The organism is Blastochloris viridis (genome assembly GCF_001402875.1).
GTDB classification, from domain to species: Bacteria; Pseudomonadota; Alphaproteobacteria; order Rhizobiales; family Xanthobacteraceae; genus Blastochloris; species Blastochloris viridis.
Genome location: NZ_CP012946.1, coordinates 1,788,968 through 1,813,901, shown reverse-complemented (window position 1 = coordinate 1,813,901; position 24,934 = coordinate 1,788,968). Strand labels below are relative to the sequence as shown.

At 66.9% G+C, this 24,934-nt stretch carries 24 protein-coding genes; 11 read left to right on the top strand and 13 right to left on the bottom strand.

Going from position 1 to position 24,934, the window contains the following annotated elements:
• Positions 1-102 precede the first annotated feature (102 nt).
• The gene (locus BVIR_RS16780) at positions 103-303 is read left to right on the top strand and encodes a hypothetical protein (protein ID WP_060833002.1); all 201 of its coding nucleotides are present in this window, start codon (positions 103-105) and stop codon (positions 301-303) included.
• Between the two features lie 8 nt (positions 304-311).
• On the opposite strand, the gene dprA is transcribed toward BVIR_RS16780, so the two are convergent.
• The 4 genes from dprA to BVIR_RS08055 form a co-directional block, all read right to left on the bottom strand.
• Positions 312-1,430, bottom strand: coding sequence for a DNA-processing protein DprA (gene dprA / locus BVIR_RS08070; protein WP_055037224.1), 1,119 nt, complete (start codon positions 1,428-1,430; stop codon positions 312-314).
• A complete protein-coding gene (gene plsY, locus BVIR_RS08065) occupies positions 1,427-2,110 on the bottom strand; it encodes a glycerol-3-phosphate 1-O-acyltransferase PlsY (RefSeq protein ID WP_055037223.1) in 684 nt (227 codons plus the stop codon). The genes dprA and plsY overlap by 4 nt, the downstream gene beginning before the upstream one ends.
• A gap of 165 nt (positions 2,111-2,275) precedes the next feature.
• Positions 2,276-3,580, bottom strand: coding sequence for a dihydroorotase (locus BVIR_RS08060; RefSeq protein WP_055038763.1), 1,305 nt, complete (start codon positions 3,578-3,580; stop codon positions 2,276-2,278).
• Between the two features lie 11 nt (positions 3,581-3,591).
• Positions 3,592-4,545, bottom strand: a complete 954-nt coding sequence (locus tag BVIR_RS08055) for an aspartate carbamoyltransferase catalytic subunit (RefSeq protein ID WP_055037222.1) — start codon at positions 4,543-4,545, stop codon at positions 3,592-3,594.
• Between the two features lie 299 nt (positions 4,546-4,844).
• Between BVIR_RS08055 and BVIR_RS08050 the strand changes: the two genes are divergently transcribed.
• Positions 4,845-5,180, top strand: coding sequence for a hypothetical protein (locus BVIR_RS08050; RefSeq protein ID WP_055037221.1), 336 nt, complete (start codon positions 4,845-4,847; stop codon positions 5,178-5,180).
• Positions 5,181-5,460: 280 nt separating this feature from the next.
• Here the strand turns inward: BVIR_RS08050 and ruvX are convergent, their stop codons facing one another.
• Entirely contained in the window at positions 5,461-5,928 is a 468-nt protein-coding gene (gene ruvX / locus BVIR_RS08045; RefSeq protein ID WP_055037220.1) for a Holliday junction resolvase RuvX, read from the bottom strand.
• A 110-nt stretch (positions 5,929-6,038) separates the two neighbouring features.
• On the opposite strand from ruvX, the gene BVIR_RS08040 reads away from it, so the two are divergent.
• From BVIR_RS08040 to gatA, 3 genes are all read left to right on the top strand, one after another.
• Positions 6,039-6,731 carry a metal-dependent hydrolase gene (locus BVIR_RS08040; RefSeq protein ID WP_055037219.1) on the top strand — a complete coding sequence of 231 codons (693 nt, stop codon included), beginning with the start codon at positions 6,039-6,041 and terminating at the stop codon, positions 6,729-6,731.
• A gap of 81 nt (positions 6,732-6,812) precedes the next feature.
• A complete protein-coding gene (gatC, locus tag BVIR_RS08035; protein WP_055037218.1) occupies positions 6,813-7,100 on the top strand; it encodes an Asp-tRNA(Asn)/Glu-tRNA(Gln) amidotransferase subunit GatC in 288 nt (95 codons plus the stop codon).
• Positions 7,101-7,102: 2 nt separating this feature from the next.
• The gene (gene gatA / locus BVIR_RS08030; protein ID WP_055037217.1) at positions 7,103-8,584 is read left to right on the top strand and encodes an Asp-tRNA(Asn)/Glu-tRNA(Gln) amidotransferase subunit GatA; all 1,482 of its coding nucleotides are present in this window, start codon (positions 7,103-7,105) and stop codon (positions 8,582-8,584) included.
• A gap of 162 nt (positions 8,585-8,746) precedes the next feature.
• Here gatA and BVIR_RS08025 read toward each other — a convergent pair whose 3' ends face one another.
• Together BVIR_RS08025 and BVIR_RS08020 are read right to left on the bottom strand one after the other, a co-directional pair.
• Positions 8,747-9,307: a Uma2 family endonuclease gene (locus tag BVIR_RS08025; protein ID WP_055037216.1), complete on the bottom strand. Its 561-nt coding sequence runs from the start codon at positions 9,305-9,307 to the stop codon at positions 8,747-8,749.
• A 180-nt stretch (positions 9,308-9,487) separates the two neighbouring features.
• The gene (locus BVIR_RS08020; RefSeq protein ID WP_055037215.1) at positions 9,488-10,417 is read right to left on the bottom strand and encodes a PepSY-associated TM helix domain-containing protein; all 930 of its coding nucleotides are present in this window, start codon (positions 10,415-10,417) and stop codon (positions 9,488-9,490) included.
• A gap of 374 nt (positions 10,418-10,791) precedes the next feature.
• Between BVIR_RS08020 and fliK the strand changes: the two genes are divergently transcribed.
• On the top strand, positions 10,792-12,249 hold the full coding sequence (fliK, locus tag BVIR_RS08015) for a flagellar hook-length control protein FliK (RefSeq protein WP_055037214.1): 1,458 nt from the start codon (positions 10,792-10,794) through the stop codon (positions 12,247-12,249).
• Positions 12,246-12,518, top strand: coding sequence for an EscU/YscU/HrcU family type III secretion system export apparatus switch protein (locus tag BVIR_RS08010; protein WP_055037213.1), 273 nt, complete (start codon positions 12,246-12,248; stop codon positions 12,516-12,518). The genes fliK and BVIR_RS08010 overlap by 4 nt, the downstream gene beginning before the upstream one ends.
• 78 nt (positions 12,519-12,596) lie before the next feature.
• On the opposite strand, the gene bioB is transcribed toward BVIR_RS08010, so the two are convergent.
• From bioB to BVIR_RS07990, 4 genes are all read right to left on the bottom strand, one after another.
• The gene (gene bioB / locus BVIR_RS08005; protein ID WP_055037212.1) at positions 12,597-13,589 is read right to left on the bottom strand and encodes a biotin synthase BioB; all 993 of its coding nucleotides are present in this window, start codon (positions 13,587-13,589) and stop codon (positions 12,597-12,599) included.
• Positions 13,590-13,907: 318 nt separating this feature from the next.
• Entirely contained in the window at positions 13,908-14,117 is a 210-nt protein-coding gene (locus BVIR_RS08000) for a cold-shock protein (RefSeq protein WP_055037211.1), read from the bottom strand.
• 233 nt (positions 14,118-14,350) lie between these two features.
• Positions 14,351-16,249, bottom strand: coding sequence for a molecular chaperone HtpG (htpG, locus tag BVIR_RS07995; protein WP_055037210.1), 1,899 nt, complete (start codon positions 16,247-16,249; stop codon positions 14,351-14,353).
• A gap of 103 nt (positions 16,250-16,352) precedes the next feature.
• Positions 16,353-17,057, bottom strand: a complete 705-nt coding sequence (locus tag BVIR_RS07990) for a hypothetical protein (protein WP_055037209.1) — start codon at positions 17,055-17,057, stop codon at positions 16,353-16,355.
• Between the two features lie 39 nt (positions 17,058-17,096).
• Here BVIR_RS07990 and BVIR_RS07985 point away from each other — a divergent pair, with 39 nt between their 5' ends.
• A complete protein-coding gene (locus BVIR_RS07985; RefSeq protein ID WP_055038762.1) occupies positions 17,097-17,684 on the top strand; it encodes a thioredoxin family protein in 588 nt (195 codons plus the stop codon).
• Between the two features lie 83 nt (positions 17,685-17,767).
• On the opposite strand, the gene mazG is transcribed toward BVIR_RS07985, so the two are convergent.
• Entirely contained in the window at positions 17,768-18,625 is an 858-nt protein-coding gene (mazG, locus tag BVIR_RS07980; protein WP_055037208.1) for a nucleoside triphosphate pyrophosphohydrolase, read from the bottom strand.
• A 339-nt stretch (positions 18,626-18,964) separates the two neighbouring features.
• Here mazG and BVIR_RS07975 point away from each other — a divergent pair, with 339 nt between their 5' ends.
• From BVIR_RS07975 to BVIR_RS07965, 3 genes are all read left to right on the top strand, one after another.
• Positions 18,965-19,471, top strand: a complete 507-nt coding sequence (locus tag BVIR_RS07975) for a YciE/YciF ferroxidase family protein (RefSeq protein WP_055038761.1) — start codon at positions 18,965-18,967, stop codon at positions 19,469-19,471.
• 108 nt (positions 19,472-19,579) lie between these two features.
• Positions 19,580-21,730 carry a catalase gene (gene katE / locus BVIR_RS07970; protein ID WP_055037207.1) on the top strand — a complete coding sequence of 717 codons (2,151 nt, stop codon included), beginning with the start codon at positions 19,580-19,582 and terminating at the stop codon, positions 21,728-21,730.
• Between the two features lie 64 nt (positions 21,731-21,794).
• Entirely contained in the window at positions 21,795-22,874 is a 1,080-nt protein-coding gene (locus BVIR_RS07965; RefSeq protein WP_055036096.1) for an IS630 family transposase, read from the top strand.
• 52 nt (positions 22,875-22,926) lie between these two features.
• On the opposite strand, the gene BVIR_RS07960 is transcribed toward BVIR_RS07965, so the two are convergent.
• Complete coding sequence (locus BVIR_RS07960) at positions 22,927-24,261, bottom strand: IS1182 family transposase (protein WP_055036131.1); 1,335 nt, start codon at positions 24,259-24,261, stop codon at positions 22,927-22,929.
• Positions 24,262-24,934: the final 673 nt, after the last annotated feature.

Sequence of the window (24,934 nt, the reverse complement as noted above, 5' to 3'; positions counted from 1 at the left end):
GCGACTCAATAAACCCCAAAGTTGCCAAAACGAACGCCCCTGGCTAGATTGGCGCCCCAGGTCCCGTTTCGTGCGTTCGGCAGGGCAGTGGAGGTAACGGCAATGGATACCAGGTTGCAGCGACAGGCATTGCCCAATCCGAGACAGTCCGGAACCGATGCTGCGGTCGCGGCCTATATCGTCGAGGCCGCGGCGGAACTTTCGCTTCTCGCCCATCGCCACGACATGCCGGTGCTGGCCTACATCCTCGACATGGCGCGTCTTGAGGCCGAATCCCAGGCCAGCGCATTGACCAAATCGTGATGCGCCGGTCAGGCGGCGGCGACGAGGCCGTTGCCCTGCCGCACCAGCCGGCCGGCGAGGTCGAGTTCCAGCAGCACCACCCGCACCGCAGCGGCCGGCGCGTCGGCAAGGCGCACCAGATCGTCGATCGACACCGGCGTCGGCCCGAGCAGACCGGCGATGCGATAACGGAGGTCGTCGTCGGGCCCCGATGAAGCCGGTGACAGCAAAGGTTCTGGCTCGCCGAGCGGCTTGGCCTCCGGCGCGACGCCGAGGATCGGCGCCAGCGCCTCGATGACGTCGGCGGCTTCGGTTACCAAGGTGGCGCCCTGCTTCAGGAGGCGGTTGCTGCCGGCCGCACGCGGATCGATCGGCGAGCCGGGCACGGCGAACACCTCGCGGCCCTGTTCGCCGGCAAAGCGGGCGGTGATCAGCGACCCCGAGCGCTCGGCAGCCTCGACCACCACCACACCCAGCGCCATGCCGGAGATCAGGCGGTTGCGACGCGGAAAGTCGCGGCCGCGCGGCTCCCAGCCCATCGGCATTTCGGAGACCGCGGCGCCGGTTTCCAGCAGGCGGTCGAGCAGGTCGAAATTCTCCGGCGGGTAGGGGCGATCCTGGCCCCCGGCCAGCACCGCCACCGTGCCGGTGGCCAGCGACGCAACATGGGCGCTGGCGTCGACGCCGCGGGCGAGCCCGGAGACGACGACGAAGCCGGCGCTGCCAAGGTCACGGCCGAGAATCGCCGCCATCTTGTGGCCCGCGGCGGAAGCGTTGCGGGCGCCGACAATGGCGACCATCGGCCTGGTCAGCACCTCGGCCCGGCCACGCACCGCCAGCAGGGGCGGGGAGTCGTCTTCCTGGCGCAGCCGTGGCGGATACTCCGGCTCGCCCAGCGCCACGAACGACACGCCGAGCTTGCGGGCCGCCGCCATCTCGCGATCGATCTCCTCGCCGCTGGCGATCCGAATGCCGCGGCCGCCGCCGCGCTTGGCCAAGGTCGGCAGGGCGTCGATTGCGGCGCGTGCCCCGCCGAAATGGTTGATCAGCGCCCGAAAAGTGCGGGGACCGACGTTCTGGCAACGCGACAGGCGCAGCCAGTCCAGGCGGGTCGCGTCGTCGAGATGGCGACCCGTCGGGGCGGTCACGGCACGTTGTCCGCACCGGGCGGGTTGGACGACGTCGACGGCGGGGTCGCACGCGCCGCAGCCGGCGCCGCGGTGCCGCCGATCTTGCCCTCGGAGCCCTTGCGCAGCCGGTCGATGTTGGCCCGGTGGGTCCACAGCAGCAGGATGGTCAGGCCCATATAGAGATGGACCGCGTCGTCATAGCCGAAGAAAATCAGCGCCGACGGCGTGACGATGCTGGCGATCAAGGCCGCGAGCGAGGAATATTTGGTGATGGCCGCCACCGCCAGCCACACCGCGACGAACACCAGCGCCGCCGGCCAGGCGACGCCGAACAGCACGCCAAGATAGGTGGCGACGCCCTTGCCGCCTTTGAACTTGAGCCAGATCGGCCACAAATGGCCGACGAAGGCGCCGAGCCCGGCGATCAGCGGCTGCTCGTCCACCCACAGATGGGCGGCGATCAGCACCGCGGCGGTGCCTTTCAGCGCATCAAAGATCAGAGTCGCCGCGGCCAGCCCCTTGCGGCCGGTGCGCAGCACGTTGGTGGCGCCGATGTTGCCCGAGCCGATGGTGCGCAGGTCTCCGGCGCCGGCCAGGCGGGTGAAGATGACCCCGAACGGGATCGCTCCCAGCAGGTAGCCAAGCGCCAAGGCGGCGACAAAGGACGGCCAACCGTATGTCCAGTCGATCTCCGGCATGATGCCCCCGTGACGACAGAATCGCGAAAATGGACGATCCGCCCGGCCAATTGCGGTTACGCCGTTGCGGTTATGGATCAGCTTTCGCCGAAAAGACCTTGGAGAATAAGGAATTTTCGACGACAGCCCGGCGAAGCGACCTGACTGGAGCTTGCCGATAACGGCTCAGAAATATTCGTAGACCGTGCGGCCGGCAACAAGAGTCCTCAGCACGCGGCCTTCCATCCGCGCCTCGTCGAACGGGGTGTTCTTGCAGCGCGATTTCAGGTCGGCGGGGACGAGCAGCCAGGGTTCGTCCGGGTCGAACACGATGATGTCGGCCGGGGCGCCGGGCCTCAGCGTGCCGACCGGGAGGCCCAGGATTTCGGCGGGACGGGACGACAGCGCCCGCAGCAGCCGCAGCAGCGAAAGTTTGCCGGCGTGCACCAGCCGCAGGCCGGCCGACAGCATGGTTTCCAGCCCGATGGCGCCGGCTGCCGCCTCAGAGAAAGTGAGGCGCTTGGTCTCGACGTCCTGCGGGTTGTGGTCGCTCATCACCACGTCGATCAGGCCGGAGGCGACCGCCTCGATCAGCGCTAACCGGTCGGTCTCGCTGCGCAGCGGCGGAGAAAGCTTGAAGAAGGTTCGGAAGGCGCCGACGTCGAACTCGTTGAAGCTCAGGTGGTTGATCGACACCGATGCGGTGACCGGCAGCCCGGCCTCCTTGGCACGGGCCAGCACCTGGAGCGAATCGGCGCAGGTCAGCGAGGCGGCGTGGTAGCGGCCCCTGGTCAGCGCCACCAGCCGCATGTCGCGCTCGAGCATGATGGTCTCGGCGACGCGCGGAATACCGGCGAGGCCGAGCCGGCTGGCGAACTCCCCCTCGTTCATGGTGCCGGCACCGACCAGCGAGGGGTCCTCGGTGTGATGGACGATCAGCGCGTCGAAGTCGCGGGCGTAGGTCAAGGCGCGGCGGAACAGCTGGGCGTTGGTAACGCTCTGCGCGCCGTTGGTGAAGGCCACCGCGCCGGCGGCGCCCAGCAGGCCGATCTCCGTCATCTCCCTGCCGGCGAGGCCCTTGGTCAGCGCCGCCATCGGCCGCACCCGCACGATGGCGGTGTCGCGGGCGCGTCGCAGCACGAAGTCGACCACCGCCGGATCGTCGATCGGCGGATCGGTTTCCGGCTGGCAGACGATGGTGGTGACGCCGCCGGCCGCCGCGGCCTGGCTGGCTGAGGCCAGCGTCTCGCGGTGCTCGGCACCGGGCTCGCCAACGAAGGCGCGCATGTCGACCAGGCCTGGTGCGACCACCCGGCCGCGGCAATCGACCACCTGCGTGCCCTCCGGCACCCCGGCGCTCGCGATGCCGCGCGCCGTCTCGCGGATCACGCCGTCGGCGATCAGCACGTCACCGGAGAAGTCGAGCTCGCGCGCGGGGTCGACGACGCGGGCGTTGGCGAACAGCAGCGGGCGGTTCTCGGTGACCGGCATGATCGCCCCGTTCATGCGTTGGGCAGGTGTCGGGAGAGTGCGTCGAGTGCCGCCATCCGCACCGCCACCCCCATCTCAACCTGCTCGTTGATCAGCGATTGGGCGCCGTCGGCGACGCTGGAGTCGATCTCGACGCCGCGGTTCATCGGTCCCGGATGCATCACCAAAGCGTCGGGCTTGGCGTAGCGCAGCTTGGCCGGGTCGAGGCCGTAATAGTGAAAGTACTCCCGCACCGAGGGCACGAACGAGCCGTTCATGCGCTCGCGCTGCAACCGCAGCATCATCACGATGTCGGCGTCGCGCAGACCCTCGCGCATGTCCCGATAGACCTCGACGCCGAACCGCTCGATCCCGCCCGGCAGCAGGGTGGTGGGCGCCACCACCCGCACCCGCGCGCCCAGCGTGTTGAGCAGGATGATGTTGGAGCGCGCCACCCGCGAATGCAGGATGTCGCCGCAGATCGCCACCGTGAGTTGATCGATGGCGCCCTTGTTGCGGCGGATGGTCAGGGCGTCGAGCAGGGCCTGGGTCGGGTGCTCGTGGGCGCCGTCGCCGGCATTGATCACCGAGCAGTCGACCTTGCGGGCCAGCAGTGCCACTGCGCCGGAGTCCTGATGGCGCACCACCAGGATGTCCGGATGCATGGCGTTGAGCGTCACCGCAGTGTCGATCAGCGTCTCGCCCTTCTTCATCGAGGACGAGTTGACCGACATGTTCATGACGTCGGCGCCGAGCCGTTTGCCGGCGATTTCGAACGAGGACTGGGTGCGCGTCGAGGCTTCGAAGAACAGATTGACCTGGGTGCGGCCGCGCAGGATCGCCCGCTTCTTCTCGACCTGGCGGTTCAGCGCGACGTACTCGTCGGCGAGATCGAGCAGGCCGGTGATCTCAGGATAGGACAGCCCTTCGATGCCAAGAAGGTGGCGCCGGTTGAGCACGGAGGGGGAGGGCGGTTCGAGGGTCATGCCAAGTGCTGTCCTTAGCCGGTCAGCCCCCACATGGACAAGGCGGACGGCGCCGATCCGCGCCGCTGTCCCCAGCCGCAGCACAACGCCGGCCGTGCAGCAACATGACACAGCCACGATGGCAGCAGCAAACGGCGCTGTCGACGTTATGCGGAAGGCACCAAACGGTTTCCAGTTGGTCACGTCGTGATTGCCGAAAACAACTTCGCCGAAAAATCCTTGATCGGAAAGGGAATTTTCGGAAACCGAACGACCAGGCTCGGGCCGGAGGGCGGCTCACAACAATCGAGGAAGCGCAGATGGCACGCAATTCGCTCCCTGGCGCCGCCGCGGTCGGACTTATGGCGGCGCTCGTCGGCTCGGTGCTGGTTCAACCGGCCGAGGCTTGGCGCGGTCATAAAGATACCGCTCGCGTCGCACCGGAGGCCATCGATGATGGCCCGTACGCCTTTGATGCGGCAGCGTGCGACCCCGATGGTTTCGTCGGCGGTCCGGTCGTGCCGGGCTACTACGGCGGGCCGGTCTATTATGGCGGGCCGGCGGTGAGCTATCCGCCGCCGCCGCGCCGGTGGCGAACGGCTCCGGTGGAGCAGAGCAATGACGTCTACTTCCGCCGCTGGTACGAGACCAGGTAATCCGGCCTGGCGCCGGGCGCGGTTTGCCTTCGCCGCCTACCCGATATGCGGTTTCCGGATGATCACGTCGTGATCCCGGAAACAACCTCGCCGAAACATCCGTGATCGGAAGGGAAGTTTTCGGCGACTGCACGCCGAAACTCCGGCCTGATCAGCTGGATTTTGGATCCGACAAGGATTTCGGCGAGTTTTTGTTGTCAGACTGTCGAAGTGCTCGTCTGCAGACTGCGTGACCGGCGACCTCACGATGAAACGCCGGCATGGCCGGCCGGATTTCGGATCACAGCATCCGCAGCCGGTCGAGCGCGCCCTGCAGCAGGTAGGCGGCGGCCATCTTGTCGACCACCTCCGCGCGCTTGGCGCGCGAGGTGTCGGCCTCCAGCAGGGTGCGGGTGACCGCGACCGTCGACAGCCGCTCGTCCCAGAAGCCGATCGGAATCTCGGTCAGTTGGGCGAGGTTGCGCGCGAACGCTCGCGTCGCCTGGGCTCTGGGGCCTTCGGAACCGTCCATGTTGAGGGGCAGGCCGAGCACCAGCGCCGCCGCGCCCTCCTTGGTCGCCAGCGCCAGCAACTCGGCGGCGTCGAGCGTGAACTTGCGCCGCATGATGGTCTTCACCGCGCCGGCGATGGTGCGGGTGCGGTCGGACATCGCCACGCCGATGGTCTTGGTGCCAAGGTCGAGCCCGATCAGGGGCCCTGGGGCGAGATCGGCGGCGAGTTCGACGAGCGGGGCGACGCGGGCCGGCATGGTGTTATCCTTTTCACCCACCTTGGACGATCTCGCACGGTGCGTCATCCCGTCGAACGTGGTTTGCTGCATCTGTAACCGGCCCACCGCAGCGCTCGGGGAGGAAACAGATGAAAATCACATGGTTCGGCCATTCCGCCTTCCGCGTGGAACTTGCCACCTCGGTCATCCTGATCGACCCGTTCTTCACCGGAAATCCGGCCTTTCAGGGCCATGCCGGGCAGGCCGCGGCCGGCGCCACCCACATCCTCGTCACCCACGGCCACGGCGACCATGTCGGCGACACCGTGGAGATTGCCAAGGCGACTGGGGCCAAGGTAGTGACCAATTACGATCTGGCGATGTGGCTGGCCTCGCAGGGGGTGGAGACGGTCGACCCGATGAACACCGGCGGCACCACCGACCAGGGCGAGTTCACGGTGACGCTGGTGCGTGCCGACCACTCCGCCAGCCTTCCCGGGGTCGAGGCGCCGCTCGGCCCGGCCAACGGCGTCATCGTCAAGGCCCCCGGCGAGCCGGTGCTGTGGCACATGGGCGACACCGACATCTTCTCCGACATGGGCCTGTTGTCCGAGATTCACGACGTCAAGGTCTGCATCTGTCCGATCGGCGACCGCTTCACCATGAGCCCGCACACCGCGGCGCTGGCGATGAAGAAGTTCGTGACGCCGAAGATCGCCATCCCCTGCCATTACGGCACCTTCCCGATCATCGAGCAGACGCCGGACCGCTTCTGCCGGGAGATGATCGGCTCCGGCATTGAGGTCGTCGTGCCGGAGAAGGGCGAGGCGTTCTCGCTCTGAGGCGGTTGCGGCGCGAAACGCGGCTTTGTAGAACCGCAGCCGTGTTCGCGCCGCCTTGGCGCCCATTTCCGAGGGCTCTCAATGTCCGTCGATCAAGCCACGGTGCGCCGGGTGGCGCATCTGGCACGCATTGCCGTCACCGACGCCGAGGTGCCTCACCTCCAAGGCGAGCTCAACGCCATCCTGGCCTTCGTCGAGCAACTCGGCGAGGTCGATGTCGCGGGCATCGAGCCGATGGTTTCGGTCACGCCGATGGCGATGAAGATGCGCGAGGACAAGGTCACCGACGGCGGCATCGCCGACAAGGTGCTCGCCAACGCCCCCGCCAGCGACGATGGCTATTACCTCGTTCCCAAGGTGGTGGAGTGACGATGCGCGATCTCACCCGCCTGACCCTGGCCGAGGCCCGCGACGCGCTGGCCCGCAAGGAGGTGTCCGCCCGCGAGCTGACGGCGGCGCATCTTGGCGCCATCGCCAATGCCCGCGCCCTGAACGCCTATGTACTGGAGACGCCGGACAAGGCGCTGGCGATGGCCGAGGCCTCCGACGCCCGTATCGCCCGCGGCGAAGCCAGGCCGCTGGAGGGCATCCCGCTCGGCATCAAGGATTTGTTCTGCACCGAGGGCGTGCGCACCACCGCCTGCTCGAAGATCCTGGGCGAGTTCGTGCCGCCGTACGAGTCGACCGTCACCAGCCAGCTGTGGCGCGACGGCGCGGTGATGCTCGGCAAGCTCAACAACGACGAGTTCGCGATGGGCTCGTCGAACGAGACCAGCGCGTTCGGCCCGGTGGTGTCGCCGTGGCGCCGCCAGGGGTCCGACACCAAGCTGGTGCCGGGCGGCTCCTCCGGCGGCTCGGCCGCGGCGGTGGCGGCCAATTTGTGCCTAGGTGCTACCGGTACCGACACCGGCGGCTCGATCCGCCAGCCGGCGGCGTTCACCGGCACCGTCGGCATCAAGCCGACCTATGGCCGCTGCTCGCGCTTCGGCATCGTGGCGTTCGCGTCCTCGCTCGACCAGGCCGGTCCGTTCGCCAAGACGGTGCGCGACGCCGCCATTCTGCTGCGTTCGATGGCCGGCTTCGATCCCAAGGACACCACCTCGGTCGACCGCGACGTGCCGGACTACGAGGCGGCGATCGGCCGCTCGGTGAAGGGCATGACCATCGGTATCCCCAAGGAATACCGGGTCGACGGCCTGGAAGCGGAGATCGACGCGCTGTGGCAGGCCGGCATCGCCTGGCTGAAGGACGCCGGCGCCACCATCGTCGAGATTTCGCTGCCGCATACCAAGTACGCGCTGCCGGCCTATTACATCGTCGCGCCGGCCGAGGCGTCCTCCAACCTCGCCCGCTATGACGGGGTGCGCTACGGCCTGCGCGTGCCGGGCGAGAGCATCGGCGACATGTACGAGAAGACCCGCGCCGCGGGCTTCGGCCGCGAGGTGCGCCGCCGCGTCATGATCGGCACCTACGTGCTGTCGGCGGGCTATTACGACGCCTATTACCTGCGCGCGCAGAAGGTTCGCACGTTGATCAAGCGCGACTTCGATCTGGCGTTCGACGCCGGCGTCGACGCGGTGCTGACCCCGGCCACGCCGTCCGCCGCGTTCGGCATAGGCGAGAAGGGATCAAGCAACCCGGTCGAGATGTACCTCAACGACATCTTCACAGTGACGGTGAACATGGCCGGCCTGCCGGGCATCGCGGTGCCGGCCGGGCTGGATGGGCAAGGTTTACCGCTCGGCCTGCAACTGATCGGCCGGCCGTTCGACGAGGAGACGCTGTTCGCGCTGGGCGAGGTCATCGAACAGGCCGCCGGGCGGTTCGTGGTGCCGGAGGCTTGGTGGGCTTGACCTCCGCGCTGTCGTCCCGGAGCGAGCGGGTGCGCAGCACGCGCGAGCATCCGGGACCTTCCACCAGAAAAGGCGCCAAATCTATTGACGGTTCCGCGTCGCGCGGCTGATGCCGCTTGCCCGGAACGACGGGAAGTTTCGCGACGCGCAGCAAGTCGTCGATTAATCGCCGACGCTCGAATAGATATCGCCGAGCCCCAGCGTCAGCTCAAGGCCGGGCAGCGGGATTACAGCCTCCCGCCCGACCAGCATCTCCGGCTCATCCGGGAAGCCGCCCTCGGCATTGCGCGCCCACAGCCATGCCCGCGGCTCGTCCTGCGACAGCACGACATAGGCGGCAAGGCTCGGCAGGCTGGTGTATTCGCGCACCTTTGCCCCGAAGTCGGTGGCAACCGTGGAGGGCGAACCCACTTCGGCGATCAACAGCGGGGAGACGGCGGTGAGGCCCTTGGGATCCGAGCTTTGCACGTCGACTGCCACGTCGGGGTAGCGGACGGATCGGCCGACCCGGATCGCCAGCTCGGCCATTGCCACGTGGTAGCGGCTCCGGTCCAGCGCGGCGTGCAGCATGACAAACAGGTTGCCGGCGATCTCTCGATGGGCCTTTGACGCCCCGGTCATCATCACGATGCGCCCCTCGCTCAGCTCGCAGCGCTGGTTCTGCAAGGCCGGGTGGTTGAGGAACTCGTCCGGCGTCAGCGGGGGCAGGGTCCGGATATTCATGGCAAAGCGCTCCTCGGCGGGACCATCCTACCAGATGCGCCGGGCGGCCTGAACGTCAAATCCCGCCCACCAATCGGCCGAACCGAACGCCGACGGCGGCGGCAACCCGCGGCCCGTCCCGCAATGCTTGCGTTTCCGAGCCGTCGGCCCGGCGCATCTGCATCCGGGCCGACAGGGGCCTCACGCGTTCGCCGCGGTCGGTCGGCGCGGGCGCTGCGGCTTCCTCAGCTTGCGCTTGGCCCAGATCAGCAAGCCGGTGCATAGCAGGCCGATCAGCGCGAACGACGTGACGACATTGACGATGCTGCCGATCGAGCCGCCGAAGGTGCCCTCGTGGATCAGCCGCGGCCAGTTGGCGGGCAGGGGCGTCACGGCATCGCGGGTCACGGCGTAGACCGTCGGGCTCGTGCCGTCATTGACCCGTGCCATCAATTGGCCGCCGCGCGACCGAATCCAGGTCACCGCGGAGAGGTCATGCTCGGCCGCGACCATCCGCACCGCCTCGCGGAGCGCGGGCGCCGGTGCCCGCGCCGCCTGTGGCGCACCGGCGAAGCTGATGCCGAGCGCGATCAGAAGACCGGTCAACGGGCTCAAGATCACCAGCGGCAGCAGGAACCACGCGATGCCCTTGTGCCAGCCGGCCAGCGTGTTGCGCAGCCGCGGCAGTCCCATCAGCAGGCCGATCGCGATCAGCACCAACATGGCGATGGTCGAAACCGTGACCATCCAGCGCAAGTCGAACACGAAATGCTCGTGCAGAATGCGCGAGGTCATGAACACGCCCGACCAGTTCGACGCCGCCGAATCGGCCTTTTCGCCGGAGGCGAGGTCGACCACCGTGCGGGCGCCGGGTCCGCCCGGCCCGCCGGACATCAGCGTCAAGGTGCCGTCGAGCGGGCTGATCATCAGGCTGCCAGCCCGGCCATCGGGGTCGTGCTTGGCCAGGATCTGCTCGACCTTGTCGAGGGTCACGGCACCCGGCTGGATAGCCGAGCGGCTGGCCATCGGCTCGACCGACAGGATCAGGCCGGTAATCAGAATCAACACGAGCGGCAATGCAAATATCAGCGTTGTCCAGCGATGGAGACGCAGCAGCAGGTTCTTGTTCACGGCAAACCTCGATTGAAATGATATTTATCAACAAAACACCGCGACCGGGTCGTTCTCAAGTGAAAGCTTGGTAATGCAGGTTTCAATGCGGAACTGCTGGCGGGTTTTACTTGCGATCCATTCGCGATTGTCAAGACTTCGGGCGATACGCCGATCATGCCGTTGGGTCGGCTGCGTCCGAGCGGGAGGAGAATTCGGTAACCTGGGCGTGATACGGTTTCCGGACGATCAGGCCGGAGAACCGTATTCCGGTCGCCGAAAATCCCCTTCTTTGCAAAGGGATTTTCGCGAACTTGTTTCCGGGATCCCGAAGGGATCTCCCGGAAACCGTATGATACGCAAAACCGAGACTGAAAATCGGTGGAGGACCCGCCGTGGTGGAGCAGGTGACCCCGGTCGGCGCGACCTTGTCGCTGCCGTCAACGCGTGGGCAAATCCCAGCGTTGACAGCCGGCCAGGTGGTCGATGCCCGCGTGCTGGCGGTCATGGACAACGGCGCGGTGCGTCTGGCCATTGCCGGCCTCACCGTGGAGGCCACCACCACCGCCCACCTCACCGTCGGCTCAACCGTCCGCCTGTTGGCCGAGGAGCAGGGCGGAACGCTGAAGCTGTCGGTGATCGACCGTCCCCAGCCCGCTGCGACTTCGGCCGAGGCTATGCGGGCGCCGGGTGCCGACACCGCGCTGGCGGCGCCGCTGGCGCGGGTGGTGTCGACGCTGATGGCGCGCCAAAGCAGCCTCGCGCCTTTGTTCGCCGATCTTGAACAGATGCTGGGTTCGGCGGCGGCCGCCAACGGCAAGGTACCCACGCTGCCGGCGGAGGTGCTCGCCGCTGCGGCGAAGGTGCTCGATTTTCGGCTGTCGACCCGCGATGCCACCGATCCGATCCAGATCCTGACGTCATTTCTGCGTTCCGGCGTCTTCCACGATGCCGCGAACCCGCGTCTGGCGACGGCAACGGCCGCGGATGGCGGCCTGATGCAGCGGCTGGGCCACGCGCTGGAGCAGGTCGTTGGCGCTCAGCCGGCCGGCGGCGCCTCGCAAGGCGCGGCGGCGCCGCAAACGGAGCAGGGGTTGACGTTGCGCGCGCTGATCGGCCTGTTGGCGCTGGCCGAGCCGAAGACGGCCGGCGGCATGATGGCATCGCCGATGCCGCTGCCGGACCTGAAGTCCGCGCTGGCGGACCTGCGCAACGCCATTCTCGGCGCGCTGGGTGAAGATGGGGCGCGCCTCGCCGCGATGATGCCGCCCCGCACCGAGGCCGCGCGGCCGCCGCGCCGCGGGACGCCGCCACGCGCGCAGCCCGCGGCCGACCCGCTGTTGGGCAACACCTTTTCGCCCGGCGAGGCCCTGCGCACCCTGTTGGCGGAAACCGAGGGGGCGTTGGCGCGGCTGTCGCTGGCGCAACTCGCCTGTTCCGACGCCGAGATCGGCACGAGCGGCGGCGTTGAGAAGGGGGCGGCGCCGGGCTGGACGTTCGAGGTTCCGCTGCTGGCCGATGGCCGCACCAGCATTGCCCAGATCGAAATTCGCCGCGACGAGTCCCGCTCTGCCGCCACCGATGAGCAGGTCCGCGGCTGGTCCGTCCGGTTTTCGATCGACGTCGATCCGGTGGGGCCGGTGCACGCCATGCTGGCGTTGCGCGGCGCCGAGCTGTCGGTGTCGCTTTGGGCCGAACGGCCGGCGGCAGTGGAGCAGCTCCAGGCGGCCAGCGGCACGTTCGCCGCCTTGGTGGCCGACCAGGACCTGACGCTCGAGCGCTTGTTCGTGCGCGGAGGCAGGCCGGACGGCCCGCCGATGCCGGCCCGCCACTTGGTGAACCGCGTGTCATGAACGAGCCGCCCAAGACGCCCATCGCCGTCGCGCTGGAATACGAGACCGGCGGCGTGCCGCGTGTCACCGCCAAGGGGCGCGGCCCGATTGCCGAGGCGATCGTCGCCAAGGCGGAGGAAAGCGGCGTCCACATCGAGGAAAACGCCGCGCTGGCCCAGGCGCTGTCGCGGGTCGAACTCGACGCCCAAATCCCTGAGGAGCTGTTTCGTGCCGTGGCCGCGGTGATTTCGTTCGTGCTGCGAGCCGGCAAGCTCAAGCCGCCGGCATAGCAACCGCGGCCGCCTTCGGTCGTGCCCCGGCGGCCGGACGACGAAACTCCGGCCCGGCCGGGCCGGCCGGAGTTCGCATCAATCGTGGCCGGCGGAGGTCACCGACGTCAGGCCAAGCTCGCGCAGCAGCGCAAGGTCGTGGTCGTCACCGGGATTGTCAGCGGTGAGCAGAACCTCGCCGACGAAGATCGAATTGGCGCCGGCAAAGAAGCACAGCGCCTGCAGCTCATCGCTCATCTCGCTGCGCCCGGCCGACAGCCGGACCTCGGACGTCGGCATCATGATGCGGGCGAGTGCGACGGTGCGCACGAAATCGAACGGCCGGATCGGCGGCGCATCCGCGAGCGGCGTGCCGGGGATCGGGATCAGCATGTTGATCGGCACGCTTTCCGGCGGTGTCGGCAGGTTGGCAAGCGTCACCAGCATGTCGAGCCGGTCGGCGACGCGCTCGCCCATGCCGACGATGCCGCCGGCACACACTTTCATGCCCGCCTCGCGAACGAGCTCGAGCGTCTCCAGCCGGTCGCCATAGGTGCGGGTGGAAACCACCGCCGGATAATAGCTCTCCGAGGTGTCGAGGTTGTGGTTGTAGTAGTCGAGCCCGGCGTCGGCGAGGGTGCTGGCCTGCGTCGCCGTCAGCATGCCGAGCGTCATGCAGGTTTCGAGGCCGAGCGCCTTCACCCCCTCGACCATGGCCACCAGCTTGGCCATGTCGCGGTCCTTCGGGTTCCGCCAAGCCGCACCCATGCAGTAGCGGGTGGCGCCGGCGGCCTTGGCCTTTTCGGCTTCCGCGAGCACGTGGTCGAGGTCCAGCAACCGCGTGGCATCGAGTCCGGTGTGGTGGTGGGCGGACTGGCCGCAATAGCCGCAGTTCTCGGCGCAGCCGCCGGTCTTGATCGAAAGCAGCTGGCTGAGCTGGATGCGATTGGGATCGAAGTTGCGGCGATGAACCGTGTGCGCCTCGAACAGCAGGTCGTTGAACGGCTTCAGCCACAGCGCCTCGGCCTCGGCTCGGGTCCAGCGCGGGGCTTTGTCATCGGCGGCGGACGCACACAGCAGACTATCGGACACCGTTTTCCCTTTTGCGATTTGCTTCCGCGATCAAGCCGCGGGCGGTGCGCGACCGCGCGGACGCCCCGGCAGGGTGTTGACGGTGTCCATAACCGAGCGACGCCGAAACGTCAGCCCTTTCGATAGGCCGGGTTGGCCGCGATGCGGCGTCATCATAGCAACGGCCCCGAATGCTGACGCATGGGGCCGTTGAAGCTCTCAGATTATCTTTCGGAACGTCACAGACTTCGCGAAAGCGAACCACCGTGGCTGCCGGCAGCACGAAGGTGCGGGGCAGCATCCGAACGGCCACGTCGTTGCGGACGCGGCCGTTGTGGATCAAGCGGCTTGAATTTCGCCGACGGCGATCTTGCCGGTGCGGCGGTCTTCGCAGCTGTCGAACAGCACCTGCTGGCCCTCAACGAGGCCCCGCATGCCGGCACGTTCGAGCGCAGTAGCGTGGACGAAAACGTCCTTGCCGCCATCTTCCGGCTGAATAAAGCCGAAGCCGCGCTGATCGTTATAGAATTTCACGGTACCCTTGGTCATGTCGTCTCTTTCACAAAACTGGGTCGAAAGCCTGCAGCCGCCATTGGCCGAAAGCTCTTGTCTTCGAAATTTGGAGAAGGTCTGAACGTCGCCCAGTTGTCGTGAGGCGAGACGGCCCGATCGTCGGCCAAAAGTCTACGGACTCACTTTAGGCCGATCCGCGCCGAATACAAGCGCCACTGCCGACCCGCTGTCGCGCTTCGGGGGAAACGCGACAGCGTGCCGGGCGGGTCTCAGCCGGCCGAGCCGCCGAGCCCGCGGCCGATGACGCGGCCAAGGCGGGCGGCATAGCTGTGGGGATCACCCGGCCGATCGCCGTCGAGAATGCGGGCCTCGTCGAGCAGCAGGTGCGCGACATCCTCACGGAAGGCGCGGTCGCTCTCGCCGAGGTCGGCCAACCGCTTGATGAGGTCGTGGCGCGGATTGACCTCGAGAATCGGCTTGGCGGCGGCGCCGAGCCGGCCAGCGCTCGCCAGGATCTTCTCGAGCTGGCGGTCGAGCCCGGCTTCGGACGCGACCAGGCACACCGCGCTGTCGGTCAGGCGGTCGGAGGCGCGGACGTCGGCGACCTCCTCGCCCAGCGTCGTTTTGACGAAGGCGATGAAGTCCGTCACCGCCGGGGCGGTGTCCGACACCGGCGGCGTCGCCGCATCGAGCAGCGGGATGGCGGCGAGGTCGGCCGCGCCTTGTGTCACCGACTTGAACGGCTTGCCCTCGAAATCGGGTCCGAGCGTCACCCAGAACGAGTCGACGGAATCGCTGAGCAGCAGCACCTCGATGCCGCGGGCGCGGAAGCCTTCGAGGTGGGGGGAGGCGGCCAGCCGCGCCGCGTCTTCGCCGGCGATATAGTAGATCGCGGTCTGGTTCTCGCGCAGCGCACCGACATAGTCCTTGAGGCTGCGCCAGCCCTCGCCGGACGCGGCAGTCTTGAAGCGGGCGAGGCCGAGCAGCGCCTCGCGGCGCTCGAAGTCCTCGCACAGGCCCTCCTTCAGCACCGCGCCGAAATTCGCCCACACCTCGGCATAGGCGTTGTCGTCGCGGGCGGCGAGCTTCTCCAGTTCGCCCAGAATGCGCCCGGTGACGCTCTTGCGGATCGCGGCGAGGATCGGGCTCTCCTGGATCATCTCGCGCGAGACGTTGAGCGGCAGGTCGGCGGAGTCGACCAGGCCGCGCACGAAGCGCAGATAGCGCGGCACGATCTCGGCGTCGTCGGTGATGAAGACGCGCTTCACATAGAGCTTGATGCGGCCCTTGCGCTCGGGGTCGGAGAGGTCGAACGGCTTGGCCGAGGGCACGAAGGCGAGCAGCGAATATTCCTGCCGGCCTTCGGCGTGGACGTGGATGGTCAGCGCCGGGGTGTCGAACTGGCCAGCGGCGCTGCGGTAGAAGTCGGTGTAGTCCTCGGCGGTGATCTCGGACTTCGGCTTGGTCCATAGCGCGGCGCCATCGGTGACCTCGGTGGGTTCGGCGTCGGGCTTGTCCTTGATCGAAATCGGCACCGGCACGTGGCCGGACTGGTCCTTGATGATACGCTGCAGCTTGAAGCGCTCGGTATAGGCCTTGCCGTCTTCGCTGAGGTGCAGCACCACGCGGGTGCCGCGGGCGGGCGCCTCGGCGAGCTCGACCGGGGTCACCGTGAAGGTGCCCTTGCCATCGGAGGACCACTGCCACGCCTCGGCGGTGCCGGCGCTGCGGGAGATCACGTCGACTTTTTCCGCCACCATGAAGGCGGAATAGAAGCCGACGCCGAACTGGCCGATCAGGTTGGCGCTGTCGCCCTGCGCGGCGTCGAGCCGCTCCATGAAGGCCTTGGTGCCGGAATGGGCGATGGTGCCGAGCGCCTCGATCAGCTCGGGCTTGCTCATGCCGATGCCGTTGTCCTCCAGCGTCAGGCGGTTGGCCTCGGCGTCGACGGTGAGAGTGATGGCTGGCTTGGCGTCGTCGCCGACCAGACCGGGGTTGGCGATCGCCTCGTATCGCAGGCGCTCGCAGGCGTCGGCGGCGTTCGAGATCAGCTCGCGCAGGAACACGTCGCGATCCGAATAGACCGAGTGCACCATCAGGTGCAGCAGCTTGGCGACGTCGGCGGCGAAGGCGCGGCTTTCGCCGTGGGAGGCTTCGGTCGTGGTCATTGCAATGGAATCCTCCTGAAAATCGATCGGTCCCGACATGGCAAGACCGGCCGCCGACTTCAAGTGCCGCGACCGGCGTTGCGGTGACGGCCACTTGCCGGCGTCAGCCGTAACGGAACACCAGGAGCAAGATATAGCCGCGCAGTTCGGTCACCAGCCGTGGCAGCTGGCTGCCATCGGCGGCATCGACCGCGCTGCCGATCTGTTCCAGCACCTTGCGGGCGCCCTCGATGCTGCGGCGAAAGTCGGGATTGGCGGCAATCGCCGGCGCCGCCTCGCCGTCGCAGCGCTCGAGCGCGGCGCTGGCGCTGGCGGCGGCGGCGGACAGCGCCACCGCCGTGGTCGATTCCGTCAGGTCGGGCGGCTCGTTGCGGAAGGCATCGAGCGGGCCATAGGTCTTCTTGGCGTCGCGGATGCAGTCGGCGAACACCGGGCGGTCGGCGTCGCGGCGTTGCTCGGCGAGCTTCTCGGCCAGCTTCTCCAGAAGATCGGCGGCCTGGAGAGGGTCACCGCTTTCCAGCGCCGTCAGCGCGGCGGCGGCCAGCCCGCCGTGCGTGCTGCCGGCAAGCTGGGTCGATAGCCGCTCCAGGATCACCGCGGCGAGCGCATCGTTGCCGGCACGCACGTAGCCGGCGGCGATGCGGCGGTCCGACAGCACCTCCTCGCTGGTCGCCAGCGCCACGTCGTCGGGCTGGGCCGGGGCTGGGCCGGGCAGTGCGAGCAGCCAACAAACGGCCAGCGCCGCCGCCAGCGCCCGATTGCGCCGGCCGGCCGCTGGCTTTAGAGCAAATTCCGCCGCTGGCGCCATCCGGCCGGCGCGAGGCGCCTGGAGGAGAGGTTGGCCGACATGACGAAGTTTGACCTGCTCACGCGGCGCTCGGTCGTCATCGGCGCGCTCGGTGCCGTCATCGCCGGCACTCTGGCTGGCGCTGGCGGTGCGGAGGAGGGCGGCGACACCGGTTTGATCCGCGAGGACTGGTTCCTGGCCAGCGCGTTCGACCTCGGCGCCGACCTCCGGCTCGCCGCCAGCCGGAACAAGCGGCTGGCGGTGCTGTGGGAGGTGAACGGCAACCCGTTGTGCGCGGAGACCCATATCAAAACCCTCGGCGATGCGGCGATCGCGGCCTTCATTCATGCCCGTTTCGAGATCGTTCAATTCGACGCAGCCGGCGTGCGCGACATCACCGATTTCGACGGCGAGAAACTGCCCGAAAAGGCGCTCGCCGCCAAATACGGCGTTCGCATGACACCAACATTGCAGTTTTTTGCGGACACCACCGATGCCATCGCCGCCAAGCCGGCCCGCCAGCGCGAGGTGGCGCGCCTGCAGGGCTACGTCGAGCCGCGCCACATCCTGGCGGTCTGCCGCTTCGTTGCCGAGAAGGCCTACGACACCATGCCGCTGCGCGACTATCTCAAGGCGCTACCGATCTGAAAAATCTCCCTAACATATTATTTTTAAACATGATTTTCTGATAACGGGCTGGCGTTGACCGGCTTGGGCGGCCGAAGTACCTCTCATTCGCCCCGTTCGGCCGCCTTGGCGGCGTTCCAAAGCGCGTCCATCTCGGCAAGGTCGGACTGTTCGGGGGCGCGGCCGACGCGGGCGAGGGCGTCCTCGATCGCCTGAAAACGGCGGGTGAATTTGTGGTTGGTCCGGCGCAGGGCGTCCTCGGGATCGACGCCGAGGTGGCGCGCCAGATTGGCCACGGCGAACAGCACGTCGCCGATCTCGCCGGCCGCCGCGGCGCGGTCGCCGGCGGCGACCTCGGCCTCCACCTCGGCGATCTCCTCCTTGATCTTGGCGATCACCGGGCCGACCGCGCCCCAGTCGAAGCCGACCTTGCCGGCCTTCTCCTGCAGCTTGAGCGCGCGGGTCAGCGCGGGCAGGGCGAGGGGAATGCCGTCCAGCGTTCGCGGACGCGCGGCGATGTCGCCGGCGGCAACGGCAGTGCCAGCCTCGGCCGCCCGCTGGGACTTTTCGGCCTTTTCCTGGGCCTTGATGGCGGCCCATTGGGCGTTGACGGCCTTGGTGTCGAGGTCGCGGGCGTCGCCGAACACATGCGGGTGGCGGCGGATCAGCTTGGCGGTGATGGCGTGGACGACGTCGCCGAACTCGAAGCGGCCGGCTTCCTGACCGAGCCGAGCGTGGAACGCCACCTGCAGCAGCAGGTCGCCCAGTTCGTCGACCAGATCGGCCTCGTCGCCGCGGGCAATGGCGTCTGCGACCTCGTAGGCCTCCTCGATGGTGTAGGGGGCGATGGTGGAGAAGTCCTGCGCGAGGTCCCACGGGCAGCCGGTGCCGGGCGTGCGCAGCGCCGCCATCAGCTCGATCAGCCGCGCGATGTCGCGGGACGGTTCCGGGCGCGTCGTCATCCAAACTCTCCCAACTCTGGCGGCGGAGCCGGCGCCCGTGTCATCTGGCACACCGACAGGATCGCTCCGGGCTTTGTCGCTCCGGGGCGCCCGGAGGGCTGTCGCCTTGCGCCCTTAATACCGGACCTTGCCGACAGACCGAACTCTGCGCGCATCATAGCCGCGGTAAGCGTCGCCGCCGTCGGAAGCGGCGCAGATGTGCGGTCCAGAATCACCCCCGCCCGCTGCACGAGCAACACCATGGCTGAGTTTGCGGCGGAAGAATTGGCGTCAAGAGGAACCCCGCCGAGTTGATGGCGTTTGGCTAAATCATCACTCTAGAGAATGATCGGGCGCCAAATGACTGCTGAGAAAAATCTGGAAAATCTCTTCCTCGATACTCTGAAGGATATCTACTTCGCCGAAAAGCAGATCCTAAAGGCCCTGCCGAAGATGGCGCGTGCTGCGGCCTCGGAAGAGGGCAAGGCGGGTTTTCTGACGCACCGGGATGAAACGGAGGGGCAAATCGAGCGGCTCGAGCAGGTATTCGAAATTCTTGGCAAGCCCGCCCGCGGCAAGACCTGTGAGGCGATCCAGGGCCTCATCGCCGAGGGCGAAGAAATCATGGAAGAATACAAGGGCACGGCGGTGCTGGATGCAGGACTCATTTCGTCCGCTCAGGCCGTCGAACACTATGAGATCGCACGCTACCGCACGCTCAAAGCATGGGCGGCGCAGCTTGGTCTGAAGACCGCTATCCCGCTGCTCGACGCCAATCTGCAGGAAGAAATCGCTACCGATCAGAAATTGACCGCTCGTGGCGAAGCCATGGCGAACCCAAGAATCTTGGCAAAAAAGGCGGGCTGAAAAGGTCCGGAGACGCGATGGGCCGCCCGACGAGACGGCCTTTGTTTGCTCACCAACGACACCGTCATTGTCCTTGCGAACACTCAAACATCGTCCCGGAGACTTACGATGGCCAAGAGAGCGACCAATCCGTCAACGCGTCAGACTTCGACGGCTACGATCCACGATCAAACCCTCCTGCGCGGGGAGGGCGGTGAACTCCACCAGATCGCCGAAGGTGACGTGCCTGTCCTGACCACGGCACAGGGCGGCCCGGTCGCCGACGATCAGAATACGCTCCGGGTGGGGCCGCGCGGACCGTTGGTCGTCGACGACTTTCATTTCCGCGAAAAGGTCTTCCACTTCGATCATGAGCGGATCCCGGAGCGCGTGGTCCACGCCCGCGGCTACGGCGCCCACGGCTTTTTCGAGACCTACGAGTCGCTCGCGGCCTACACGAAAGCCGATATCTTCCAGCGGCCGGGCGAAAAGACGCCAACCTTCGTCCGGTTCTCCACGGTGGCCGGCAACAAGGGCTCGGCCGATCTCGCCCGCGACGTGCGCGGCTTCGCCGTCAAGTTCTACACCCGCCAGGGAAATTGGGATCTGGTTGGCAACAACATCCCGGTGTTCTTCATCCAGGACGCGATCAAGTTCCCGGACCTGATCCACGCCGCCAAGCAGGACCCCGACCGGGATTTTCCGCAGGCGCAGACCGCGCACGACACGTTCTGGGACTTCATCAGCCTCACGCCGGAAAGCATGAACATGGTCATGTGGATCATGTCGGACCGAACCATTCCGCGCTCGTTCCGCTTCATGGAAGGTTTTGGCGTCCACACCTTTCGGCTCGTCAACGACAAGGGCGAATCTACCTTCGTGAAGTTCCACTGGAAGCCGAAGCTCGGCCTGCAGTCGGTGGCCTGGAACGAGGCCGTCAAGATCAACGGTGCCGACCCGGATTTTCACCGCCGCGATCTGTGGCATGCGATCCAGGGCGGCGACTTCCCGGAATGGGAGCTGCAGGTCCAACTGTTCGATCAGGAATTCGCCGATCGTTTCGATTTCGACGTGCTCGATCCGACCAAGATCATTCCAGAGGAGATCCTGCCACCCAAGCCGATCGGTCGGTTGGTGCTCGATCGCATGCCCGACAATTTCTTTGCCGAAACCGAGCAGGTGGCGTTCATGACCCAGAACGTGCCGCCCGGGATCGACTTCAGCAACGACCCGCTGCTGCAGGGGCGCAATTTTTCCTACCTCGACACGCAGCTCAAGCGGCTGGGCAGTCCCAACTTCACGCATTTGCCGATCAATGCGCCCAAATGTCCGTTCGCGCATTTCCAGCAGGACGGCCACATGGCGATGCACAATCCGGTCGGCAGGGTGAATTATGAGCCGAACTCGTTCGGCGAAGGGCCACGCGAGTCGCCCACGCGCGGCTTTCGCCCGTTCGCGGCCGAGGAACACGGCATCAAGGCGCGACTTCGGCCCGAGAGCTTTGCCGACCACTACAGCCAGGCCCGGCAGTTCTACATCAGCCAGACGCCGCCGGAGCAACGCCATATTGCGGCGGCGCTGACGTTCGAATTGAGCAAGGTTGAGACGCCGGCCATTCGTGAACGCACGGTCGCGCATCTCCTCAACATCGACGAGACGCTGGCAACCACGGTCGGTCAGAAGCTCGGTTTCAAGGCCATGCCGAAGCCAGCGGACGCAGCCGTGCCGACCCGCCAAGACCTCGAGCCGTCGCCGGCGCTGAGCATCGTCGAGCGGGGCCCGAAGCGCTTCGAGGGCCGCAAGCTCGGCATTCTGGTCACCGATGGCGTCGACCCAACGTTGCTGCAGGGCCTGACCGCCGCCATCACCAAGGAAAAGGCGGTGTTTGAGCTGATCGCGCCGAAGGTCGGGGGTGTCACCGCCGCGGACGGCACCTGGATCAAGGCGCAGCATATGATCGACGGCGGCCCGTCGGTGCTGTTCGACGCCGTCGCCGTGCTGACGTCCGCCGCCGCGATCGACGATCTGCTGCAGGAGGCGACCGCGCGCGACTTCGTGGCCGACGCGTTCCAGCATTGCAAGTTCATCGGCTATGACGCCTCGGCCTTGGCGCTGCTGGAAAAGGCCGGCGTGGCGGACGCCCTCGACGAGGGGGTGGTGGCGCTGCCCGGAGAAGACGGGCTGGAGGCGTTCGTCGCGAAGCTCGGCAAACTGCGGGTCTGGGGCCGCGAGCCTTCGGTCAAGCTCGGCAAGGCGTCGCCTCCGGCCAAGTCGCGCTAGGCAGCTAGTGGATTGACGCATTCGGAGGATTCCCGAGTGCGGAGATTTGGTTCATGCTCTGGGCATGAGAGCAGGCATTGTTGTTGACGTCACGCCCGAGGACCGCACGCGCCTTGATTGGATCGTCGGGGATCACAACAGTTCGCAGAAGCACGCGGCTCGCGCCCGGGTCATCATCGCCACCGCCGACGGCTGCGGCACGATGGAGATCGTGCGCCAATCCGGACTGTCGAAGCCGGTCGTCTGGCGCTGGCAGGAGCGCTTCATGCGCGAGGGCGTCGATGGTCTGCTGCGCGACAAGACACGCCCGCCGGGCAAGCCTGCGTTGGCTCAAGAGCTCGTCAAACGCATCGTCGATTTGACGCTCGGCGAACCGCCGGGCGAGACCACCCATTGGACGGGCCGGGCCATGGCCGAGGCCGCCGGCGTCAGCCTGCGTTCGGTCCAGCGGGTATGGACGGCGCATGGCCTGACGCCGCATCGCGTGCGGACGTTCAAGCTGTCTAAGGACAAGCACTTCGTCGAAAAGTTCACCGACGTCGTCGGCCTTTACATCGACCCGCCAGCGCATGCGATCGTGCTTTCGCTCGACGAGAAGTCGCAAATCCAGGCCCTCGACCGCACCCAGCCGGGATTGCCGATGAAGAAAGGGCGCGCCGGCACCATGACCCATGATTACAAGCGCCACGGCACGACAACCCTGTTTGCGGCGCTCGACATTCTCGAAGGCAAGGTGATCGGGCGCTGCATGCAGCGCCACCGGCATCAGGAGTTCATTCGCTTCTTGAACGCGATCGAAGCGAACATCCCGGCCGGCAAGATCGTCCATGTCATCCTCGACAATTATGCGACCCACAAGCATCCCAAGGTCATGCGATGGCTCCTCCGGCATCCGCGGTTCACGTTCCACTTCACGCCGACATCGTGTTCGTGGATCAATGCCGTCGAAGGGTTCTTTGCCACGCTCACCAAGCGTCGGCTGAAGCGCGGCGTTTTCAACTCGATCACCGACCTGCAGGCCGCCATCAACCGGTTCCTCGACGACCACAACGAAAAACCGAAGCCATTCGTCTGGAAAGCCAATCCCGACCGCGTCCTCGCCGCTATCAAGCGCGGGAAGCAAGCGTTAGAGTCAATCCACTAGGAGCCTGTCCAGATAATCCGTTGGCACGGTGTCCGAGCGTGGCGTGTCTCGCTCACCCGGCTCTCGCGAGCTTGGTGATGTTGTGGGCGAGGCAGATCAACGCCCATTCCGCCTGAACCGCTGCCAGACCGCGCAGCAGGAACTGTCGGAACCCGCGCGCCTGCTTGATCTGGCCGAACACCGGCTCGACGATCTGCTTGCGCAGGCGATATCGGCTGCGGTGGCCGGCCCGCTTCAGCGTCAGGCGCATGCGCTGGGTGAGCGGCCCGCCCAGCTTCCGCGAAGCCTCGGCCGGCCGCTTGGCCCGACCGATGGCGACATAGGCACGAATGTCGCGGGCGGCGAGCGCGGCGAGGTTTGCCTCACTGCAGTAGCCCGCGTCCGCCGAGACCTCCTTCGGCCTGCGGCCGAGATGAGCCTCGATGCCCTCGACCAGCGGCACCAACTGCGGGCAGTCGCTCATGCTCTTGGTCAGCCCGTGGGCCACGATGATCTGCGCCGCGCCGTCGACCGCCGCCTGAGCATTGTAGCCCTGGACGTAGCCGTCCTTGGTCAGCAGCACCTGGCTGTCGGGATCGGTGAAGTTGCGCTGCGTCTTGGGGGCCGGCGCGTCCGAGCGGGGTTTCAGAGGCGGCCCCGGCCGCTTGCGTCCCTCGGCGCGGCGCGCCTCCTCCGCTTGGCGTTCGGCTTCGGCTTTGGCGGCCGCAGCCGCGGCGGCTTCCTGCTCGAGCGCGGCCTTGGCTTCCCGGATCTTGGCCAGGCGCTTGGTCTTGTCGGCCACCCAGTCGGGCATCTCCTCGCCGCGGCGTCTCGTGCCGTGCTGCGCGTCGTCCTGCGCGTCGGCGGCCTCCGCGCTCGTCAGCCAGCGGTCGACCTCCGCCTGCAACTCCGCCTCACGCTCCTGCATGCGCCCGTAGCTCATCGCCTTGTGCTTGGAGGCGTTGGCCTTGATCTTGGTGCCGTCGAGCGCGACGTGCCCGAGCTTCACCAGCCCAGCCGCCTCGGCCAGCTTCAGCACCTGGACAAACAGGTTGGCGAGCGCCGCCAGATGGCGTTTGCGGAAGTCGGCGATGGTGCGGAAATCGGGCGCATCGTGCGCGACGATCATCATGAAGTCGACCCGCTCGGTGCAGGCTTTGGCAATTCGCCGTGACGAGTACAGTCCGGTGCAGTAGGCGTGGAGCAGCAGAGCGACCATCATCCGAGGGTCGTACGGCGGCTGACCCAGCTCGCCTTTGTAGCTGGCAAAGATCTCATCCAGATCAAGGCCATCGCGCACCAAGGCGATCACGAACTGCGAGAGGTGATCTTTCGGCACATAGTCCGTGATCGCCGGCGGGAAAAGCTGCGTCTGGTCGATCTTCCACGGCCGAAAATGCCTGCTCATGCAGGCGATTGAATCAGATCCGTCGCCGAAAAGCCATGACTTCTCGGACAGGCTCCTAGCTAGAGCCTGATCCGACCTGACTGCATCAGCTCGGACGCTCTAGGTCTTTGTTATGTCGCATTTTCTTTCGCACAACCGGATCCCACTTGTGCGGAAAATGCTCTAGTCATGGCCGTGAGGCGGCAGCCGCAGCGGGAGCGCGGCGTGTCGCCGTGTCCGGTGGCGTCGCCCGCCGACTCCGGCGGGTGGGGAGGGCGGCGGTGGCACCTCCCATCGAGGCGCGGTCGAGAACGACTCGGCCGCGCCCGTGGCGGCGCCGGACCCCGCGGCGCCAACGCGGTCGGCCAAGCCAGCCGGTCAGCAACCCATGAGCCGTCGAGGTCCGCCAAACATGATCCCGGCAACTGCGCCGCCTGGGGCAAGCGGCCAGCCCAATCATGTCTCGGCCTCATGGTGCGGGGGGCTGCGCGCAGCCGTATCGGACCATGGGCAAATTCATCCTTGGGCGAGACGCCCGCTTTCGCAGGCTCATCAAATGGGGCGAGTTGGCGTTGGCGGAACATCAAGCTCATAGGCCCGTGGGCATAAGTCCGGTCACCCAGTAGGTCACGAAGTCGGCTCGCCGAGATCGGAGTTCATCAGCCCGGCTGGCAGACATGATTCGCATAAGGAA

Excerpts from the sequence above, each read along its gene's own strand:
- BVIR_RS08050 (WP_055037221.1), top strand. The coding sequence starts at position 4,845 with ATGGCACGCAATTCGCTCCCTGGCGCCGCCGCGGTCGGACTTATGGCG.
- BVIR_RS07985 (WP_055038762.1), top strand. The coding sequence starts at position 17,097 with ATGACGAAGTTTGACCTGCTCACGCGGCGCTCGGTCGTCATCGGCGCG.
- BVIR_RS08055 (WP_055037222.1), bottom strand. The coding sequence starts at position 4,545 with ATGACCCTCGAACCGCCCTCCCCCTCCGTGCTCAACCGGCGCCACCTT.
- gatA (WP_055037217.1), top strand. The coding sequence starts at position 7,103 with ATGCGCGATCTCACCCGCCTGACCCTGGCCGAGGCCCGCGACGCGCTG.
- katE (WP_055037207.1), top strand. The coding sequence starts at position 19,580 with ATGGCCAAGAGAGCGACCAATCCGTCAACGCGTCAGACTTCGACGGCT.
- BVIR_RS08040 (WP_055037219.1), top strand. The coding sequence starts at position 6,039 with ATGAAAATCACATGGTTCGGCCATTCCGCCTTCCGCGTGGAACTTGCC.
- BVIR_RS08025 (WP_055037216.1), bottom strand. The coding sequence starts at position 9,307 with ATGAATATCCGGACCCTGCCCCCGCTGACGCCGGACGAGTTCCTCAAC.
- BVIR_RS08000 (WP_055037211.1), bottom strand. The coding sequence starts at position 14,117 with ATGACCAAGGGTACCGTGAAATTCTATAACGATCAGCGCGGCTTCGGC.
- BVIR_RS16780 (WP_060833002.1), top strand. The coding sequence starts at position 103 with ATGGATACCAGGTTGCAGCGACAGGCATTGCCCAATCCGAGACAGTCC.
- mazG (WP_055037208.1), bottom strand. The coding sequence starts at position 18,625 with ATGACGACGCGCCCGGAACCGTCCCGCGACATCGCGCGGCTGATCGAG.
- BVIR_RS08010 (WP_055037213.1), top strand. The coding sequence starts at position 12,246 with ATGAACGAGCCGCCCAAGACGCCCATCGCCGTCGCGCTGGAATACGAG.
- BVIR_RS07990 (WP_055037209.1), bottom strand. The coding sequence starts at position 17,057 with ATGGCGCCAGCGGCGGAATTTGCTCTAAAGCCAGCGGCCGGCCGGCGC.
- BVIR_RS07975 (WP_055038761.1), top strand. The coding sequence starts at position 18,965 with ATGACTGCTGAGAAAAATCTGGAAAATCTCTTCCTCGATACTCTGAAG.
- BVIR_RS07960 (WP_055036131.1), bottom strand. The coding sequence starts at position 24,261 with ATGAGCAGGCATTTTCGGCCGTGGAAGATCGACCAGACGCAGCTTTTC.
- ruvX (WP_055037220.1), bottom strand. The coding sequence starts at position 5,928 with ATGCCGGCCCGCGTCGCCCCGCTCGTCGAACTCGCCGCCGATCTCGCC.
- plsY (WP_055037223.1), bottom strand. The coding sequence starts at position 2,110 with ATGCCGGAGATCGACTGGACATACGGTTGGCCGTCCTTTGTCGCCGCC.
- gatC (WP_055037218.1), top strand. The coding sequence starts at position 6,813 with ATGTCCGTCGATCAAGCCACGGTGCGCCGGGTGGCGCATCTGGCACGC.
- htpG (WP_055037210.1), bottom strand. The coding sequence starts at position 16,249 with ATGACCACGACCGAAGCCTCCCACGGCGAAAGCCGCGCCTTCGCCGCC.
- BVIR_RS08060 (WP_055038763.1), bottom strand. The coding sequence starts at position 3,580 with ATGCCGGTCACCGAGAACCGCCCGCTGCTGTTCGCCAACGCCCGCGTC.
- BVIR_RS07965 (WP_055036096.1), top strand. The coding sequence starts at position 21,795 with ATGAGAGCAGGCATTGTTGTTGACGTCACGCCCGAGGACCGCACGCGC.